The organism is Marinobacter sp. LA51, from assembly GCF_030297175.1.
Lineage (GTDB): Bacteria > Pseudomonadota > Gammaproteobacteria > Pseudomonadales > Oleiphilaceae > Marinobacter > Marinobacter apostichopi.
Genome location: NZ_AP028070.1, coordinates 432208 through 450072, shown reverse-complemented (window position 1 = coordinate 450072; position 17865 = coordinate 432208). Strand labels below are relative to the sequence as shown.

The 17865-nt window shown below is 57.2% G+C and carries 15 protein-coding genes and 1 tRNA gene; 9 read left to right on the top strand and 7 right to left on the bottom strand.

Annotated elements, in window-relative coordinates:
* Positions 1-321: 321 nt before the first annotated feature.
* Positions 322-398: transfer RNA gene (locus tag QUE89_RS02000), tRNA-Arg, on the top strand.
* Between the two features lie 69 nt (positions 399-467).
* On the opposite strand, the gene QUE89_RS01995 is transcribed toward QUE89_RS02000, so the two are convergent.
* Both QUE89_RS01995 and QUE89_RS01990 read right to left on the bottom strand, forming a co-directional pair.
* Complete coding sequence (locus QUE89_RS01995; RefSeq protein WP_286221629.1) at positions 468-860, bottom strand: glutaredoxin family protein; 393 nt, start codon at positions 858-860, stop codon at positions 468-470.
* 114 nt (positions 861-974) lie between these two features.
* Positions 975-4439 (bottom strand): PAS domain S-box protein, encoded by a 3465-nt coding sequence (locus tag QUE89_RS01990; protein WP_286221628.1) that lies wholly within the window; start codon positions 4437-4439, stop codon positions 975-977.
* Between the two features lie 441 nt (positions 4440-4880).
* On the opposite strand from QUE89_RS01990, the gene QUE89_RS01985 reads away from it, so the two are divergent.
* A complete protein-coding gene (locus QUE89_RS01985; protein ID WP_286221627.1) occupies positions 4881-7232 on the top strand; it encodes a 7TM diverse intracellular signaling domain-containing protein in 2352 nt (783 codons plus the stop codon).
* Positions 7233-7263: 31 nt separating this feature from the next.
* Here QUE89_RS01985 and QUE89_RS01980 read toward each other — a convergent pair whose 3' ends face one another.
* On the bottom strand, positions 7264-7956 hold the full coding sequence (locus tag QUE89_RS01980) for a type 2 periplasmic-binding domain-containing protein (RefSeq protein ID WP_286221626.1): 693 nt from the start codon (positions 7954-7956) through the stop codon (positions 7264-7266).
* Positions 7957-8170: 214 nt separating this feature from the next.
* On the opposite strand from QUE89_RS01980, the gene QUE89_RS01975 reads away from it, so the two are divergent.
* The 7 genes from QUE89_RS01975 (at position 8171) to QUE89_RS01945 (ending at position 13778) form a co-directional block, all read left to right on the top strand.
* Entirely contained in the window at positions 8171-8866 is a 696-nt protein-coding gene (locus tag QUE89_RS01975) for an ABC transporter permease (RefSeq protein WP_286221625.1), read from the top strand.
* A complete protein-coding gene (locus tag QUE89_RS01970) occupies positions 8859-9569 on the top strand; it encodes an ATP-binding cassette domain-containing protein (protein WP_286221624.1) in 711 nt (236 codons plus the stop codon). Before QUE89_RS01975 ends, QUE89_RS01970 begins: the two co-directional genes overlap by 8 nt.
* Before the next feature lie 89 nt (positions 9570-9658).
* Positions 9659-10456 (top strand): ABC transporter substrate-binding protein, encoded by a 798-nt coding sequence (locus tag QUE89_RS01965; protein WP_286221623.1) that lies wholly within the window; start codon positions 9659-9661, stop codon positions 10454-10456.
* Positions 10457-10531: 75 nt separating this feature from the next.
* Positions 10532-11401: a formate dehydrogenase accessory sulfurtransferase FdhD gene (locus QUE89_RS01960; RefSeq protein WP_286221622.1), complete on the top strand. Its 870-nt coding sequence runs from the start codon at positions 10532-10534 to the stop codon at positions 11399-11401.
* Between the two features lie 12 nt (positions 11402-11413).
* Positions 11414-12001, top strand: coding sequence for a molybdenum cofactor guanylyltransferase MobA (mobA, locus tag QUE89_RS01955; protein WP_286221621.1), 588 nt, complete (start codon positions 11414-11416; stop codon positions 11999-12001).
* Positions 11977-12519, top strand: coding sequence for a molybdopterin-guanine dinucleotide biosynthesis protein B (gene mobB / locus QUE89_RS01950; protein ID WP_286221620.1), 543 nt, complete (start codon positions 11977-11979; stop codon positions 12517-12519). The genes mobA and mobB overlap by 25 nt, the downstream gene beginning before the upstream one ends.
* Entirely contained in the window at positions 12516-13778 is a 1263-nt protein-coding gene (locus QUE89_RS01945) for a molybdopterin-binding protein (RefSeq protein WP_286221619.1), read from the top strand. Before mobB ends, QUE89_RS01945 begins: the two co-directional genes overlap by 4 nt.
* On the opposite strand, the gene QUE89_RS01940 is transcribed toward QUE89_RS01945, so the two are convergent.
* Genes QUE89_RS01940 through QUE89_RS01925 form a run of 4 tightly spaced genes read right to left on the bottom strand, consistent with a single transcriptional unit; the run spans position 13779 to position 17797 of the window.
* Entirely contained in the window at positions 13779-14255 is a 477-nt protein-coding gene (locus QUE89_RS01940; protein WP_286221618.1) for a DUF6505 family protein, read from the bottom strand.
* Positions 14252-14956 carry a biotin/lipoate--protein ligase family protein gene (locus tag QUE89_RS01935; RefSeq protein WP_286221617.1) on the bottom strand — a complete coding sequence of 235 codons (705 nt, stop codon included), beginning with the start codon at positions 14954-14956 and terminating at the stop codon, positions 14252-14254. The genes QUE89_RS01940 and QUE89_RS01935 overlap by 4 nt, the downstream gene beginning before the upstream one ends.
* The gene (locus QUE89_RS01930) at positions 14953-15798 is read right to left on the bottom strand and encodes an Mrp/NBP35 family ATP-binding protein (protein ID WP_286221616.1); all 846 of its coding nucleotides are present in this window, start codon (positions 15796-15798) and stop codon (positions 14953-14955) included. The genes QUE89_RS01935 and QUE89_RS01930 overlap by 4 nt, the downstream gene beginning before the upstream one ends.
* 19 nt (positions 15799-15817) lie before the next feature.
* Positions 15818-17797, bottom strand: a complete 1980-nt coding sequence (locus QUE89_RS01925; RefSeq protein WP_286221615.1) for a 4Fe-4S binding protein — start codon at positions 17795-17797, stop codon at positions 15818-15820.
* Positions 17798-17865: the final 68 nt, after the last annotated feature.

The window sequence follows — 17865 nt, the reverse complement described above, 5'->3', positions numbered from 1 at the left end:
GATGGGTAAAATGGCGGCAAAACTTGAAGGAAAAGAACAGTCAAAAGTTTGACAATGGAATGACCGCTTATAACTTTTCATTATGATGGCTGAGCGGAATGTGCAGAATTGATATTTTAGCGTGACGACAGTAAGTACACTCTTTGGTCTCGAAACTGATCAATAGAAACAAAACACATGCTTTCGATCGGCAATAAAAACCCGAGATCGCAAAATTCGCAAAGGGTGGTATTGAGACATCTGGGGATGGGGCTAGACAGCGTTCGTCTGCGCACGTAAGATTGCGCACTCGAAATTAACGCACTGCCGTTAACTTTCGTTCCGCCCGTAGCTCAGCTGGATAGAGCGCTGCCCTCCGGAGGCAGAGGTCAGAGGTTCGAATCCTCTCGGGCGGGCCATATTCCACAAAAAAGCCCGCTTTATGCGGGCTTTTTTGTTTGTCTGATTCCATATATCGCCTGGTACGATCAGGCCGGCTCGAATCGTTCCTGCAGCCAAGCATTGATCTCGGCCGACTCGTACAGCCAGCGCTCACTACCATCCTCTTGCTGAATCTTCAGACAGGGCACCTTGATGCGACCGCCTCCGGCCTCCAGCGCTGCACGATGCTGCGGGTCATGCTGAGCATTGCGGGTTTCAATGTTCAGGCCAAGCCGCGCGATTTCCTTGCGCACCTTGATGCAGAACGGACAGGCACTGAACTGGTAAAGAGCGAGCTGCTTGCTGACCTCATCAGCGGCGGCCTGCTCTTCAGCGGTGCGGGTCACGCTCTTAGGCGTGCTGAGCTTCTCGCTAAGCAACATAAAGGGTGTGAGCACCAGGCGCACGAAACGAAAAAAGTAACGAATAACAACTCTCATGGGTAAGGCTCGAGCTCCAGATTAAAGTTGGCCCGCCGGGTGTCGGCATTCAAGCTTAGGTTATGCACTCGGCAGCGGTGCGTAAGGGTATCACAAGCCCCCGGCACGTATCTTTCACGCCCGGTGCTTCTCGTACCGATATTGAATGCGCTTATTCAGGGCTTCCAGCAGATCACCAGGTGAAACCTGAGATTTGAGCAACACCGACTCAACCTTTCGGGCCTCTTCGGCCGTCAATTCGGTGCCAGAGAGTACCAGCACCCGTGCCTCAGGCTGACGGACGCGTATTTCAGGCAGCAAATCCCAACCAGAACCATCCGGCAGGCCGATATCCAGAATAATCACGTCGAAACAATCATGCGCAATCCGTTCACGAGCCCTGCGTACGGAGGTCTCCTGCTCAAAATCGAATCGACTGCCTGCCATGGCGCGGATCACCTGGTGAACATCTGAATCATCTTCCACGTGCAGAACACGCACTTTGGGCTGCTCCGATGAGTCAAGCAGCCTCTCAAGGGATTCCAGAAGTCGCCACTCGTCTATGGGCTTGGCCAGCCACTCGATACCAGCAAAATCACCATTGATGGCCAGGCGCCCCTCTTCCATCTTGGCGGATAGCACCATGATCGGGATATCCGCCGTATCGGGCTGCTGGCGCACATGACGAATAATATCCATCCCGCTCATATCCGGCAGCATCAGGTCCAGGCTTATGGCGTCGTAACTGTGCTCCGCCAGAGCCTCCATAGCTTCTTGTCCGGTGTGCGCAATTTCAACCCGGTAGCCACTGCGGGTAAACAAAATGCCAAGCACCTCAGCCACATCCGGTTCGTCTTCCACCACCAGAATTCGTGACGCGCTCAACCGCACCGGATCCTCGGGAATAGCATCCGGATCAAATCGATTCTTGTCGAACAGCGGGAGTTCAAACCAGAAAGCCGTCCCTTGACCCTCTACCGAATCGAAACCAACTCGCCCGCCCATGTGCTCAACGAGCTCGCGCGTGATCGCCAACCCCAGACCAGTGCCGCCTTTCTGACGGGTATCGGATGAATCCGCCTGGGAGAACTTCTCGAAAATCCGTGACTGAAAGGCTTCCGGGATACCAGGCCCCTGGTCGGCCACCACCACGCGCGCCTGCCCAGACACCTGCTGCACAGAAACACTGACAGAACCGCCCTCGGGTGAAAACTTGATGGCGTTCGAAAGCAGGTTGGCCAGCACCTGTTGCAGTCGCTGGCTGTCTACCCGAACATCGGCATCTGTCGATTCAGAATCCAGAGACAACACCACGTTGCGCTTGCCGCCGAAGGTCCGGTGACTTTCCAGTGCCTGCTCAATGAGTGGCATCAGCGGCTCTGTCTTCATATCAAATTGCAGCTTCCCGGCGGATATTTTTTCAATATCCAGCAGATCGTTAATCAGGTGAGTAAGACGCAGACTGTTGTTCTGAGCAATGCTCACCATTTGCCGAACCTGCTCCGGCAGCTGGCCCAAACCACCACCAACCACCAGGCCGAGCGCACCGGAAATGGAAGTCAGGGGTGTGCGCAATTCATGACTGACCGTGGAGACAAATTCGCTTTTCATGTTCTCCATGCGTTTACGCTCACTGATATCCCGCACCATGCCTACGTATATCGGCTGCTGATACTGGGTGATCTCCGACACGCCCAATTCCATAGGGAACAGACTGCCGTCTTTGCGCTGGCCCTCAACCTCTCGGTCAATGCCGATGATTCTTGCCACGCCGGTGCTTTGATAGTTCCGCAAGTAACTGTCGTGAGCCTCACGATGCGGGCTGGGCATGAGCATACTGACGTTGTGCCCGAGTAATTCTTCGGACTCATAACCGAAGATCCGTGTCGCCGCGTGATTGGCTGACTGGATAATACCGTCTGAATTGATGGTGAAGAGGCCGTCTACCATGTTATCGAGAATGGTCTGGGTGTGTTTCGCCTGCTCCCCCAATGCCGTTTCAGCTTGTTTACGGGCGGTGATATCAACACCGATGGTCACAATGAACTCGACCTCACCCTGCCCGTCGAGCAACTCCGCATTTGACCAGTCATAGAGACGACGCGTGCCATCACGCATCACCCACTGACTTTCGTGCCGGGCGGGAACACTGCCCGGCGTCAGCTTCTGGAAAACAGCCTCGACAGCGGCGCGGTCTTCCGGTGGCGCCAGACACTCCCAGCCCAGCTTGCCCTCAAGTTCCTCAACCCTATAGCCGGTTGCGATTTCCGCAGCCTGATTAAAGCGGACGATCCTCCCCTCCCGGTCGAGTACCGCCATGATTGCCCCCGCCGAGCTGAACAGGGCCGCGTTAAAATCGCGCAATTCCCGAACCCGCCCGGCCAGCAATCCGGACATCTCGCGCATGCTCTTGCCAAGGCCATCATATTCGGCGATTCGACTACTGGGCAGGTGCGGCTCAATACCCTGGCCAATCTGACGGCTCAAATCCCGGCTGGTGCGTTCCAGTTTGCTCAGCGGTCGGGTCAGACGCTCACTCAGGAAGCGGGCAATCAGGATGCCCACTGCCAGCAGCGCTGCGAGAAAGGTGAACATGCTCACGCTGGCCTGCTCCAGGGTTCGGACCAGCGGTGTCGCCGACTGCTCCATGACCACTTCGGCCAGACCTTCGCCGCCGTCTAGCGGCACACTGATGTGATAACGCCCCTGCTTCCAGCGAGGCATAGCGGGCATGTCGCCCGCGGGGAGCCAGATAGACAGACCACTTTCGAGAGTATGCAAACGACCCCGACGCCCCGAGAAGCTGGCGACTTCACCCTGGCGAGCCAGTATCTGGCCATCAGGACCGCGCAATGCCAGCCCGATGTCTTCCAGCTGTCGCCCTGCGCTCAGGCGCTCAGCCCATTGCCCGGGTGATACCTCCCTCAAGCGCGCAGCAACATCGCTCGCGCGTTCTGACATTCGTTCCGCCATGAAGGCTTCCAACTGCACCCTCTGGCTGTAGCCTTGACTGATGATGGGCACCGAACCGGTAATAAGAATGGTCGTCAGAAGCACATGAAACAGGAGACTTGGCAGCCCCGCGGTACCCAATACTCTGCGGTCGCCAGCGCGCCAGTTCAGCTGCAAGCCCAGGATGACAAGGCCGGCAAGCAGCGCATTGAACAGGCCGTTCAGTAGTTGTTTCAGGGTGATCAGGGTGGTGGCTTCCCACGCCATACCCATCGCCCCTCGATAGAACACCAGTACCAGTGGGGCACCCAGTACCAACCAATACACCAGGTCAGCCAGCACCAGATTCCGCAGCCCTCGTCGATACAGCAATCCCACCGCGGCCGCCTCAAGAGTGAAGATCACCAGGGCATAGGGGTGTCCCCACAGCACCAGCGTGTAAAGACCACCAGTGATCGCCACCAGAATCGCTGGCAACGTGCCCAGAAACCACACCGCCAGCATTACCATGATGGAGCCGAAGATAAAGCTGACCCCGAAAAACAGTGGCAGACTGAGATAATTCCCTCCCATCGCCAACAGGGCGAGCGCCAAGGTGGCAATGGCTTTGCCACGCAGACTTACTACAGAGGTTTCCGAAACGCCCATGACGAATTCCCAGTGCCCGTTGTTTTATTGTTAAACCAGAAACTCGCGCTCTCATTGGCCGGCCAGGCCAATCGTCTCCGCTTCATTCTCGCTCGGTTCGTGAGGCTCATGAGGTTAGTTTATTTCACCTGCCCCATTTACACTGCGACTGCGCCTAGGATAGCCCAGTCCCAAAGGCTCGCCAATTTCCTGCAGCGTGTAGTTCTCGCTGGCAAAACTTGAAGCACTTGCGGAAAGTCGATCAATAGCGGGATCAACGGCTTCGGCCTCTCAAATCGCCCGTACCTTTCAGAGGCAAATTGTCGCAGCGTGGAACTATACATACAGCACCCGTTTAAGTAGGCTCCGAAGCATCGTTACAAACGACACACCGCTACAAAGTACAGCGTCAAGATTTCCAATCTTGTGAAGTTCAGACACATGAGCAGGCAGGATAGACAGATGGGCCATGTTGAATCAAACGTCTTGGGACTCCGAGCAGTACTGGCGCTCTTCCTCCTGTGTATCTCCTCAGATTTGTGGGCAAACGGCGACTCAGCGGGTTTTCTCGATCTGGCTCCCCGAATGGAAGTCTTCGAAGGCGATTGGGATAGCCCTATCCGTCCAGCCGAGTCAAAACAAGGCTGGACACCTATGGCCGAGACTTCGTTCAGAGCGCAGGACACGCGGCAATTCATCTGGTTGCGTGCTCAGCTCACGAGCTCTGAAATCACCTCAAAACCGTTTCTCCTGTTGCACCCTTACGCCCAAAAAGTGCAAGTCTATGTGGATGGAGAAGCCACGACTGCTAAGCCGGTTGCTTATTGGAGTCATCCTGAGCAAAGACCTTTGCCCCACCATTTCATTGCGATTCCCTTGGATCAGGTCAAGCCGGATACCAAGACCGGGAAGCACACGATCCACATCAGGATCGAACCACACATGCACATCAACACCTTTTTTTACTTGCTCGATGAACGCGAGCTGGTAAAAGAATTGACCTTTCACACAGCATTGGCGTTTGCTCTACTCGCGATCATCGTCATCATGGCGATCTATAACCTGTTTCTGTATTTCAGCGTTCGGGACCGGGTCTATCTGATCTATGTGGCGGCGTCCCTGGCTACCCTGGCCTACTCTTCTCTGCTGATGAACGTTCAGGTTTATTTTCTGGATGTACCAGACTTCTCCCCGAAAATAGGCTTTTTTGCCGGTTTATCCTCGTTGATTCTCCATGTGCTGCTTTTTCAAAGGCTATTGGATACAAGACAGACTTATCCCCGCATCCACAAGTTTTCCTACGGACTCACCGCATTCGGTATAGCCTGGATCATTTCTGCGCCCTTGCTGACTTTTACCGTCCTGCTGATAGGGTGGATGGCCGTGGGCTATACGGTTTATCTCGGTGCACTGGTTCTCGCCACCCCACTGGCAATAAAAGGATATCGGCCTGCCAGATACTTCCTTGTCGGCTGGATTCCTTATCTTGCTGCTATTGTTCTAACCAGTTTTGAATACGCATCATTGATTGAACCAACCAACTGGGCTTCTTACTTCGTCCCGGCGGCGCTTTCCTGGGAAATGGCACTGTTCTCTCTCGCTTTGGCGTCTCGCATAAAAACCCTCCGTGACGAACGCGACACCCTCCTGGCTCACCAAATTCAGGTCAGCGAAACAGCCCGTGAAGCGCTTGAACGCAGCAACCGCATCAAGGACGACTTCCTGAATGCCGTCAGCCATGAGCTGCGAACGCCCTTGCACACTATTCAGGGCCAGCTTGATCTGCTTCAGGATGCACCATTCAATGCAGAGCAGAGCGAGGCCCTTCGTCTGATCGAACGCGCCAACCTGCGCGTTACCCGTCAAGTCGGAGGCATTCTGGACTTTGTGGATGCCCAGGACGACAACCTGCTCACTTCTCCCCAGGTGTTCGAGCCGCGATCCCTGTTTGATCTTCTCGGCTATGAATTCAAAGAAGCGGCAATGGCAAAACCGGTGTCTCTCACGTTCCGCATGAGTGAAAAGATGCCGTCCAAAATCTCTATGGATGGGCTGATGCTGGAAAAGGTGTTGTACCAGCTCATTGATAATGCAGTGAAATTCACACCCTCCGGCGGAGAGGTATTGGTGCAAGGGAGCCAGCATCAAGACGACTCGGTTTTACGCATTCTGGTTTCAGACACTGGCCCGGGCATCAGGGATGATCAGAGAGAGAAGGTCTTCCAGGCCTTCAAACAGGGCGATGCCGGTCTTACCCGCCGCTATGGCGGCGTGGGCCTTGGATTGCCCCTGGCCAGCTCATTAGTCAGTGCCCTTGGCGGACACATAAAAGTTGTTGGGTCATCAAACCAGGGCACGACACTGGAAGTCACAGTGCCTTATGGCGACGTTCATCAATCCGGCATTGATGAGCCTAGCGTGGAAAGCCCCCAGCCTGTTAATGCTGTACCGAAAGTTCTTGTGGTGGAGGACGATGCCTGCAACCGGATGATCATTCGCAAACAGTTGGAAAGACTGGGGGCGGTTTCGAAAAGCGTCCAGAACGGCCAGGAGGCTGTGAAAGCGGCAATAAATGAGCCCTGGGACCTGATCTTGATGGACTGCCAGATGCCCATCATGGATGGTATTGAGGCAACCAGAGAAATCCGACTGAACGCCTCAGCTAATCTGGACACCCCGATCATCGCAGTCACGGCGAATGCCAGTGAAAGCTTCCGTACCCAGTGTCTCGAGGCAGGTATGGACGATTACTGCACCAAACCGCTGCGCATGGAAAATCTGAAACAACTGGTGGCCCGGCATGCGGAGGCTTAACTATCTATGCCCCGGTTTCTCTCATTGCCCTTTAAGAGCGACACCGAGCATTCGCGGCATTCATGGCATGCAATAGTTCTGGCGCGTGGTTGCTCACATAAAAGGCCACATTCAGATCGCGCATTTTTTCGACCACAAACGGTTCGTCACTATCGGCGGTCATGGCGCCGAACGTTTTCTCGGTGATGAGGACATAATCAACCCGTTGCCTGCGCAGCATCTCTAGTGCCTGACCCCATTCACTGACCGCAAAGATCGGCCCTTCAAGGTCTTTAAGCATGGTTTTACCCGCAAACCCGCGAATGTAGGCATACCTGACATCGCGCCCTTCAGGCTGAGCCGAATTGGCTGGCAAAGATACTCGCAGGTAACTTGAGCCCAAGACGGCGTCGCCGAAGGTGGCGAATCCATCCCTGGAAGGATCATGAACAAGCGGCAGCCCCACATCTACGTTGCCCACTCGCAGCTCATTGATCAACCTCGCCAGCGGCAAAACCACGAATTGAGCGCTGTAGCCCGAATTATTGATCATACAATTGTAGGCTCGGGAAATTTCTCCCTTGAGCTGCCCGCTCTCCGGTGCAATGACACTGGCGAACTCCTGCCCAATGCCTATGCGAATATCTGCCCCCAACCCAGAACCGGAAAATGCCATTAGCGCCATGAGCAACACTGACATTCTTGGGGCTTTCATTTTTCTGTTGGCTGGCCTTGCGAGAACCATAATTCCTCCTTGAATTACTGCTTAAAGTTTCGCACCTTGCACTGATCAATCACTGAATCTACAGATGTTGGTGATGAGCGGAAAGCGATACTTGAATGAGTTGAGAATACGGACGGTTTCTTCACCGCTCAGCTTCGATCCGCCCGAAACCCTTGAGAATCTGGAACAAAGAAGGTTCAATCTCCGATTCACTACTTCAGGACTCCACTCGTAAATGGACTCTTTGGTTGAAGCCTTTCGACTGATAATTACGCTGGACGCAGATTTATTCGAAATTCTCTGGCTGTCTGTCCAGGTGAGTCTGGTTGCACTGTTGATCTCCGCCATCATCGGTTTGCCGCTCGGAACCTGGCTGGCGATCACCCTATTCCCGGGACGGAAATTCTGCATCCTTTTGCTCAATGCCCTGATGGGCATGCCACCTGTAGTCGTGGGGCTGATGGTTTATTTACTGCTGTCGCGGTCTGGCCCGCTGGGCTGGATGGGACTGCTATACACACCCACGGCCATGATCATCGCGCAGGTCGTACTGATCACCCCGATCATCGCAGCTCTGTCGAACCAGGTGATTGAGCACCTGCACCAGGAGTACAGCGATACCTTTTACTCCATGGGTGTCACCGGACGCCGTGCGGTGGCGGCGTATCTGGTGGATGCGCGCTATGCCCTGACCACCTGCATTCTGGCCGGCTTCGGACGCGCCATCGCGGAGGTTGGTGCCGTTATCATCGTAGGCGGCAACATTGATCACCTGACCCGAGTGATGACCACCGCCATCGCACTGGAAACCTCTAAAGGCAATCTGACTCTGGCCCTGGCGCTGGGTGCAGTACTGCTTACGCTCTCTTTACTGGTCAACGCCCTGGTGATCGGTGTCCGCGAATACGCAGCGAAGCGCCAATATGCCTAATCCGCTCTTACCGATTCGTATCAGTGATCTTCGCCTGATCAAGGGCGATCGCCCGGTGCTGGGCGGTGTGGATCTGATGATTGATACTCCCGGAATCACGGTGATCATGGGGCCGAACGGCGCCGGCAAGAGCCTGCTGCTACGCTGCCTACATGGGCTGATCAGGCCGGATCAGGGTCACATTACGCTTGGTCAGCTGAAAGTACCGGAAAGCCGGAGCTGGCAGGCGATGGTGTTTCAGCAACCGGTGCTTCTGCGGCGAACGGTACTGCAGAATCTGGCCTTCGCCGCCCCGGAGATTGCAAAGTCCAGCCCCCAGCGTCTGCTTCAGGCCCTGGATGCTGTGAATCTGGCAGAGTTGGTCGACCAGCCGGCTCGCATGTTATCGGGAGGAGAACAGCAACGACTGTCTCTCGCACGGGCGCTGCTGAGCAGGCCCGCGCTGCTGCTGCTGGATGAGGCAACGGCCAGTCTGGACCCAGCGTCCGTGCTGTTGATTGAATCCCTGTTGAAAGCCCAGAGCGCCCAGGGAACCAAGGTGATTCTGGTCAGTCACGACCAAGGTCAGGCTCGACGAATGGCCGATGAAGTCGTATTTATATCCAATGGCCAGGTAGCCGAACAGGGGCCGGCGCAGGAGTTCTTCACCTCCCCCGAAACCCCGATGGCACAGGCATACCTGGCCGGAGAACTGCTGTTCTAGGCGCCTTCATGTTCCATGGGCTGCGCCGGGCGACGACAGCTGTTTGAGAGGGCCACTGTTTGAGAGAGCACCTGTTTGAGGGAACAACCATGAAGTACCTGTTTATTGCCGCAGCATTGGCCCTGAGCACCCAGAGCCTGGCCGACACCATTATTGTTCAGTCGACCACCTCAACCAAAAACAGTGGTTTGTACGATTATCTGCTTCCGATGATAAAAAAGGACACCGGCATTCAGGTCAACGTCGTGGCCGTAGGTACCGGGCAGGCGATCAAGAACGCTCGACGTTGTGATGGCGACGTCCTGCTGGTGCACGCCAAGGAAGCCGAAGAAAGGTTTGTCGCCGACGGTTATGGCGAATACCGTCACGACCTGATGTACAACGACTTTGTCATTGTCGGGCCCGAAACCGACCCGGCCAAGGTAGCAAGTGCCAGCGATGTCATCGAGGCCTTGCGCCGAATCCGACAGGCTGACGCCAAATTTGCTTCACGCGGTGATGACTCAGGAACCCACAAAAAGGAACGCGCCTTGTGGCAAGAGGCGGGTATTGACCCAGTCAAAGGTTCTGGCCAATGGTACCTTGAAACCGGCAGCGGCATGGGCGCCACCCTCAACACCGGCGTGGGCCTCAGTGCCTATGTGCTGACCGACAGAGCCACCTGGATCACCTTTGCCAACAAGCAGGATGCGGCCATTGCCTTTGAGGGAGACCCAACCTTATTCAACCAATACGGTGTCATTCCCGTGAGTGCCGAGAAGTGCCCCAGCGTTAATCGAGAGGCGGCGGAGATCTTCGCACAGTGGTTGCTGTCCGAGACCGGACAGGCCGCCATTGCGGCCTATCAGGTTGATGGCAAACAGCTATTTTTTCCAAATGCCAACTGATCGGGGCAGATACGACTGAGTGGATCGAGCGTAATTTCTTACAATTGAAAGACTCCCATACGGGCGATAATAACAATGACGATAGAACCTCTGCTTCCCAATCCGGCCGACCCCAGGCTATCCCGCACGGTTGAGGGCGTTGATGAAACCGGGCAACCGAAATCGATCAGCGTGATCGAAGAGCGCCCGCTGACCATCTACCTGAACAGCCAGGAAATCGTCACCGCCATGACCATCAGCGACTACCCGGAATACCTGGCGCTCGGGTTCCTTTTGAATCAGGGTATGCTTCATGAGAGCGACCAGGTTACCGGCATTGATTTTGACGAAGAGCTGGAAGTGGCTGTCGTTCGCACCGCCGGTGTCACGAATGTCGAAGAAAAACTGAAAAAGAAAACCCGTACTTCGGGCTGTGCGGTGGGGACGGTGTTCGGAGACATGATGGCAGGCCTCGATGGCTTGTTACTGCCGGACACGCCGGTGCACACCAGCACCTTTTACGACCTCTCGTACCAGATCAACCACACCCCCAGCCTGTATATGGAAACCGGCGCCATCCATGGCACCGCGCTGTGTCAGGGCCAGCAGGTACTGGCCTACATGGAGGATGTCGGGCGTCACAACGCGGTCGACAAAATAGCGGGCTGGATGCACCTGAACAAGATTCCGGCAGCCGATAAAGTCCTCTACACCACGGGCCGACTGACCTCCGAAATGGTGATCAAGACCGCCCTCATGGGCATCCCCACGCTGATCAGTCGGTCGGGGTTTACCGCCTGGGGTGTCGATATCGCCCGGCAGGTGGGATTAACGTTGATCGGACGAATGCGCGGCAAGAAATTCACCTGCCTCAGTGGTCAGCACCGGCTGGTGTTCGATCAGGATCTGACCCAGGTGCCGGATGAAGACAAAAAGATGCGACGCAAAGGCGCAGCCCATGATTGATGGAGACCAGCCATGACGGAATGCGCTGTCATTCTGGCCGGCGGCCAGGCAAACCGCATGGGCGGTGGTGACAAAGGGCGTTTGATGCTGGGCGACCAGTCCCTGATCCAACGTGTGATTGATCGAATCACACCCCAGGTCGATGCCGTGGTGCTGAACGCCAACGGGGATGTGAGCCGCTTCGACGATTTGGGCCTGCCGGTGGTGGCGGACTCGATCCCGGATTTCCCCGGCCCACTGGCCGGTGTACTGGCAGGCATGGATTGGGCCGCCGAGCAGGGCCATGAGTGGCTGATCAGTGTTGCTGCGGATACGCCATCATTCCCATTGGACCTGGCCGAGCGACTGGCGGAGTGCCACACTCCGGTGGTATTGGCGGCGACACCGGATCCGGAGCGCGGCCGCCTGCCTCAACCCACCTTTGGTCGATGGCGTGTTGCATTACGGGATGATCTGAGAGCGGCCCTGCATGACGGCGTGCGCAAGATCCGGCAATGGACCCAGGCCCAGGGCGAGTCGCTGGTGGTGTTTGGGCCGGACGACTTTTTCAATATCAATACGCCAGAGGATCTGGCTTGGGCGGAGCAGCACCTGAAGTGAACGTTATTGGCATCGTAGGTTGGAAAAACTCAGGAAAAACCACCCTGGCAAGCGCATTGATCCGCGAGTTCAGTTCCCGGGGACTGCGAGTGAACTCGATCAAGCATGCCCATCACGGAGTGGATGTCGATCAGCCCGGCACCGACAGCTACCAGCATAGGGAAGCCGGAGCCCAGGAAGTGATTCTGGCCGGAGGTCAGCGCTTCGCCATCATGCACGAATTGCGCGGCGCAGCTGAGCCAACCATGGATGAGTTGCTGACGCGGCTTGGCCCCTGCGACTGGGTGGTGGTGGAAGGCTTCAAGTCCCACTCGCATCCAAAAATTGAAGTACACCGGCAGGCGAGCGAACGGGCGCCCCTGTACCCCCAGGACGACAGCATCATTGCCGTTGCCGCGGACTACACTCCGGATTTCTCGGGCCCCGTTTTCGACGTCAATGATGTTGCCGGAATTGCCAACTTTGTCCTGGCCCTGGAAGAACCTTCCGTGAACCAGCGACATACGGGAGACGCATGAACGAAAACACCGCCAAGCCACTGCGTAACGACTGTTTCGCCCTGCCCCCGGGAGTATACTGGACACCGGTAGACGAAGCCCTGAAGCGGTTGCGTTCTCGCTTGCATCCTGTGGTGGGCGTAGACCGTGCAGTTCCGCTGTCACAGGTGAATGGCCGGATCCTGGCACAAGACGTTTATGCGCCCCGCGCACACCCTCCCAGCAGCAATTCCGCAGTCGACGGTTATGCCTTTGCCGGGCCACTGACCACCGTGCCCTGCACCCTGCCGCTGATGGATGGCCGGAGTGCTGCTGGCGAGCCTTACACCGGCCATGTCCCCGAAGGCCACGCCATCCGAATCCTTACTGGCGCAGTGATGCCTGAAGGCACTGATACCGTGGTTCTGGAAGAAGACTGCGAGGTCATCGATAAGGAACTGCACCTGCACGGCACATTGAAGGCCGGCGCTAACCGTCGCAAGGCCGGTGAGGACATCAAGGCGCAGGATCACATCCTATCGGCGGGAACCCGGCTGACACCCACCCAGATTTCCGTCCTGGCCAGCGTAGGGGTCGAGTCGGTCGACGTTTATCGGCGCCTGCGTGTCGGCGTCCTGTCCACCGGTGACGAAGTAAAACCGGTCGGCTCCGCCGTCACCGACTGGCAGATTTACGATGCCAATCGCCCAATGCTGAGCGCGCTGGTGGCACAGCTTGGCTATGAACTGATCGACCTGGGCCACGTGCTGGACCGGGCCGATGAGGTGACAGACGCACTGGAGCGGGGAGCCGAGCAATGCGACCTGATCCTGACCAGTGGCGGTGTGTCAGCCGGCGACGAGGACCACGTGTCGAAAATCCTGAAGGCCCACGGCGACATCAGCAACTGGCGCATTGCCATCAAACCGGGCCGGCCCCTGGCGCTGGCCATGTTCAATGGCACGCCAGTGGTGGGCTTACCGGGCAATCCGGTCGCGGCCTGGGTCTGCGCGCTGCGCTTTGGTGCACCGGCCATGGCGTTGCTGGCCGGCGGCGACTGGTTCGAGCCCCAGAGCTATGTCGTGCCCGCGAACTTCTCCAAGAACAAGAAACCCGGGCGCAGCGAAATGCTGCGGGCTCGGGTCCGTGATGGGCAAGTTGAGGTGTTCGGTTCAGAGGGCTCGGGCCGAGTGACCGGTCTGGCCTGGTCCGATGGCTTGGTGGAGCTGGATGAAAGCGCCCAGCAGATAGAGCCGGGCACCCCGGTGCGGTTTATTCCTTATGCCAGCTTCGGGCTGTAATCACTCGACGCTGCCGTGCACCGCAAAGGCCTCGAGGGAGGCACCTTGCGGGGCCCGGGTGCGGTAGGTTTCTTCAACGCCCAGTTCGGTCAGCGTGCGGCTGACCATCAGCAGGGTGTTGTCCTCAAAGTCTTCACACATGCGTTGCATCTGGTCGATTTCTTCGCAGGCAACGGGATAGGCGGCGTCGATATCGGGCGCGCCGTAGAACTCAACAAAGGTCTGAGCGAGGGTCTGGCGCAATTGCTCCAGTTCCGCTGGAGTGATATCGCAGACCCCAACAAAGCTGGCCCTCCCGCCCGATTCGATACTGTACCAACCGTTGCTGAAAGCCTGGCGTGCCTTGCCGGTCAGATTGGCTTCCGTCCAGTTGGAGAATTCAAAGCCGCCCGAAATCGCCCATTCACCACTTGGGGCCGGGTTTTCAAACACTTTGTCATCGGATACATCCAGTCGCAGGGTTCGGGCCAGTTTCATAGGTGCTCCGCGAATTCAATCAAACTCAAGGTCTCGGTCATCGCGCCCTGGCGCAACAGCATTCGGCCTTTTTCGTCCAGGCCAACGAACACGCCGGGCATTGGCTTCTCAATGGTTTCGCCAAGCGTGTCACAGCGAGGTCGCCATTCGTCGTGGACGCGCTGAAAGCCGCTGTCCATAAAGTAGGTCAGCCACAACAACGTGTGTTTCGACCAGCTTTCCAGCAAACCCATGGGGGTGATATCGACACATCCTTCTTCATGCAGACAGGTAGTGTTTGGGTTTTCTCCCGGCTCATTGCCCGGGTGGATGAAGGGCATTTCGATCCCGATCACCAACCAGTCCGGCTCCGCCCTGGGGTCCGACACATCCGATGCAAATCGAACGCTGCCACAAACCGCGCCATTCACTTTGATGCGGTCGGGCCAGACAAAGTGCACCGGCACTTCGGGTGGAGCCAGTGCTCCCAGACTCTCAGCCAGGCCTATCTGGGCCACGTAGACGGCCTGAACAGCCTCTTCCAGCGGTGTTTCCGGCGCCAGCACCAACGCGGCCCGTAACGTGTCGACAGCCTCAGAGTAAAAAACGGTGCCCGAATCCACACCGGCAATGGCTCGGCTGACGGCTTTATCGAATGGATCGGTGTGCCGCGGGACCGCCTCTCCCGAGAACAACGGTGGGAACTGAGGTGATTCGGTCATCGCAGCGCCCGGGCGTAAACATCGGAGGCCACGATGTCATCGGCAATGCGCTGGAAGGCCTGAGCCTGGGGGCTTTCCGGCTTGGACACGACAATCGGAACGCCGCCGTCGGAACCAATCCGGATATCCAGATCGAGGGGAATCTCACCCAGGAAAGGCGCTCCCAGTTTTTCCGCCTCAGCCCGGGCGCCGCCGGAGCCAAAGGGATGGTGCTCTTTGCCGCAGCCGTCACAAACGAAAGAGGCCATGTTCTCGATCAGGCCAAAGAGTGGCACCTCCATACGGTTGAACATGTCGATGCCCTTGCGGGCGTCCATCAGGGCAATGTCCTGGGGGGTCGAGACCACAACCGCGCCAGCGACAAAGAATTTCTGACTCAGGGTCATCTGGACATCACCGGTACCCGGAGGCAGATCCACCAGCAGCACGTCCAAACGGCCCCAATCCACCTGATTCATCATCTGCTCAAGAGCGCCCATCAGCATGGGCCCACGCCAGACAATGGCTTCGTCTTCCGTGGCCATCAGGCCCAGAGACATCAAGGTCACACCGTGATTGCGCAGAGGCAGGATGGTATGTCCATCGGGGCTGGAAGGGCGCCCTGAAACACCCAGCATGCGGGGCTGACTGGGTCCGTAAACGTCCGCGTCCAGCAAACCCACCTTGAGGCCTTTCGAGGCCAGGGCAACCGCCAGATTCGACGCTACCGTCGACTTGCCCACGCCGCCCTTGCCCGACGCAATGGCAATAATACGATCAATGCCCTTCGGGTTTTTATCCTGTGGCCGCGGTGCATCGGTGCCGATGATGCTGCTTTTCCCGGCGTCAACGTATTCAACCATGTTGTGTCCTGTTGAGTGTTTAACTGTCTCGGTAGTCGTCACTGGTGCGAACCCGGGGACGCTCGCCCCCGGCCATGGGCGCGTTCTCGCCATGGAATTGGGCTTTGACCCGACAATCGTCACACATCTTGATGAGCTGCACATTGTCAGAATTGGTGTACATCCAGTGCTGGTTCTCCAGCTTCTCAACGATCCGCTTGATCGTGCTGGCGACGCCGAAAGGCTTACCACAACTGATGCACTCAAACGGCTCCTCGCCGTGCAGTGCCCGGGCGCTCAGCGCATCCTTCGAGAGATCCAGTTGAGGCTTGAGCATGATGGCTGTCTCGGGGCAGGTGCTCTCACAAACGCCGCACTGAACACAGGCATTTTCTGTGAACTGTACCTCTGGCCGGTCCGGATGATCGTTGAGCGCGCCGGTCGGGCACAGGGAGACACAGGCCAGGCACAGCGTGCATTTATCAGAATCAATTTCAATCGCACCGTACGGGGCGCCCACTGGCAGAGGAATCGGCGCCTCGATCTTATCCGCCATCGCGCCAACCGTGACCCGCGTAATGTCGCGGCGGCCACCAACCAGCAACACCGGTTCGCTGACACGTCCGGCATTGTCGCCAGCCCCACTCAGTTCGTCAGCTTCGACAACCCGGACTCGACTGGGAGACTGATGGGCACCGCTGACCATGACCTGGGTAAGTTCAACCTCCGAGGCAACGGCCTGACGGTCTTCTTCATTGTCGGCAAGGATCAGCACTTCGGCGTAACCTGCCCCCAACGCTGCCAGCAGTTCGGCATGGCCAATACGATCCACATGCTCCAGCCCCAGAGGAATCAGATCATCCGCCAGCCCATCGCCATAACGAGCCAGGTGCGCAATGGCATCACCACCCGTGTTGAGGGTGTGGAAAACCAGGCGCGGGGATTCGTTGGTCTGCTCACGGTAGACCTTGGCCATCACATCAACCGCTTTGGTAATAGCCTCGAACGGCGTTTCGTTCATGGTCACTGCCGATGTCGGACAGACTGCCGCACAGGAGCCGCAGCCGGCGCAGATATCCGAATCGATCTGAACATGCTCTCCAAAGGAGAAAATGGCTTCGGTCGGACAGACATCCAGACACCGAGTGCAACCGGGTTGGTTGGCTCGGGAGTGCGCGCACAACGAGGTTTCAAGGTTGAAGTACACGGTTTTCTCAAACTCACCGACCCGGTCCCGGGCCGTTAAAGCGATACGCTCCAACTCGCCGGGTTTGGATGGGTCGGCCCAAAAATAGCCATTGCGCTTTTGATGGCTGGGGAACGCGGGCTCACCACCGCGAAGGTCGATAAACACGTCGCACTGACTGCGGGCGCTCGCTTTTACCTCACCGTAACCGACAGCGCCGCGGCCCGCGGGATTCAGACTTTGCAGCTGGGAAAACTCAAGCTGGAAATTGCCCAGCGCGCCCTGGGCGGCGATCAGTTGGCCCCGCGCCACGTCGTAACCGGCGGACGGTAGTTGTAGCAATCCCTTGTCACTGACGACACAGGTGACACCGAGTTCGTCCTGCACCAACTCGGCCATGCGAATGGCCTGCTCGGTGGGGCCAACGATGCAGCAAACGCCGCTGGACTGGATGGTCTTTACCGGCGCCATGGGCGGCGGCAATTGCGCTGCAGCAATCAGCGCCGCCTGCTTGGCGTTCAGGCGCCTGGGGTCGGCATTCGGTGCACTCCATCCAGCGCGATCACGAATATCGATGGTATTAAGAGGTGCCGAGTGCTGAAATTCCGCTTCAACGTCTTCACTTAATCGTTCAAACAAGGCGGCCTGTTGGCCACACGCGATGAGGACGTCGCTCTTGCCGCTCAGAGATTCCGCAGCCGTGGCCAGCTCGTTGCCGCACAGTTGATCAACTGCGATGACGTGATCCGCTGCCGCGGCCGTTCGCAGTTGCTCCGGGTCAAACGACTGGGTTTTGTCGCAGCTGCAGAGCAGTAGGTTTTTTTTTGCCGTCATCAGGATTTTGACTCTATCGTTGTTTTTATACGTGTACGTAGCCAACCCAAGTTTCGAGCATGCCACAG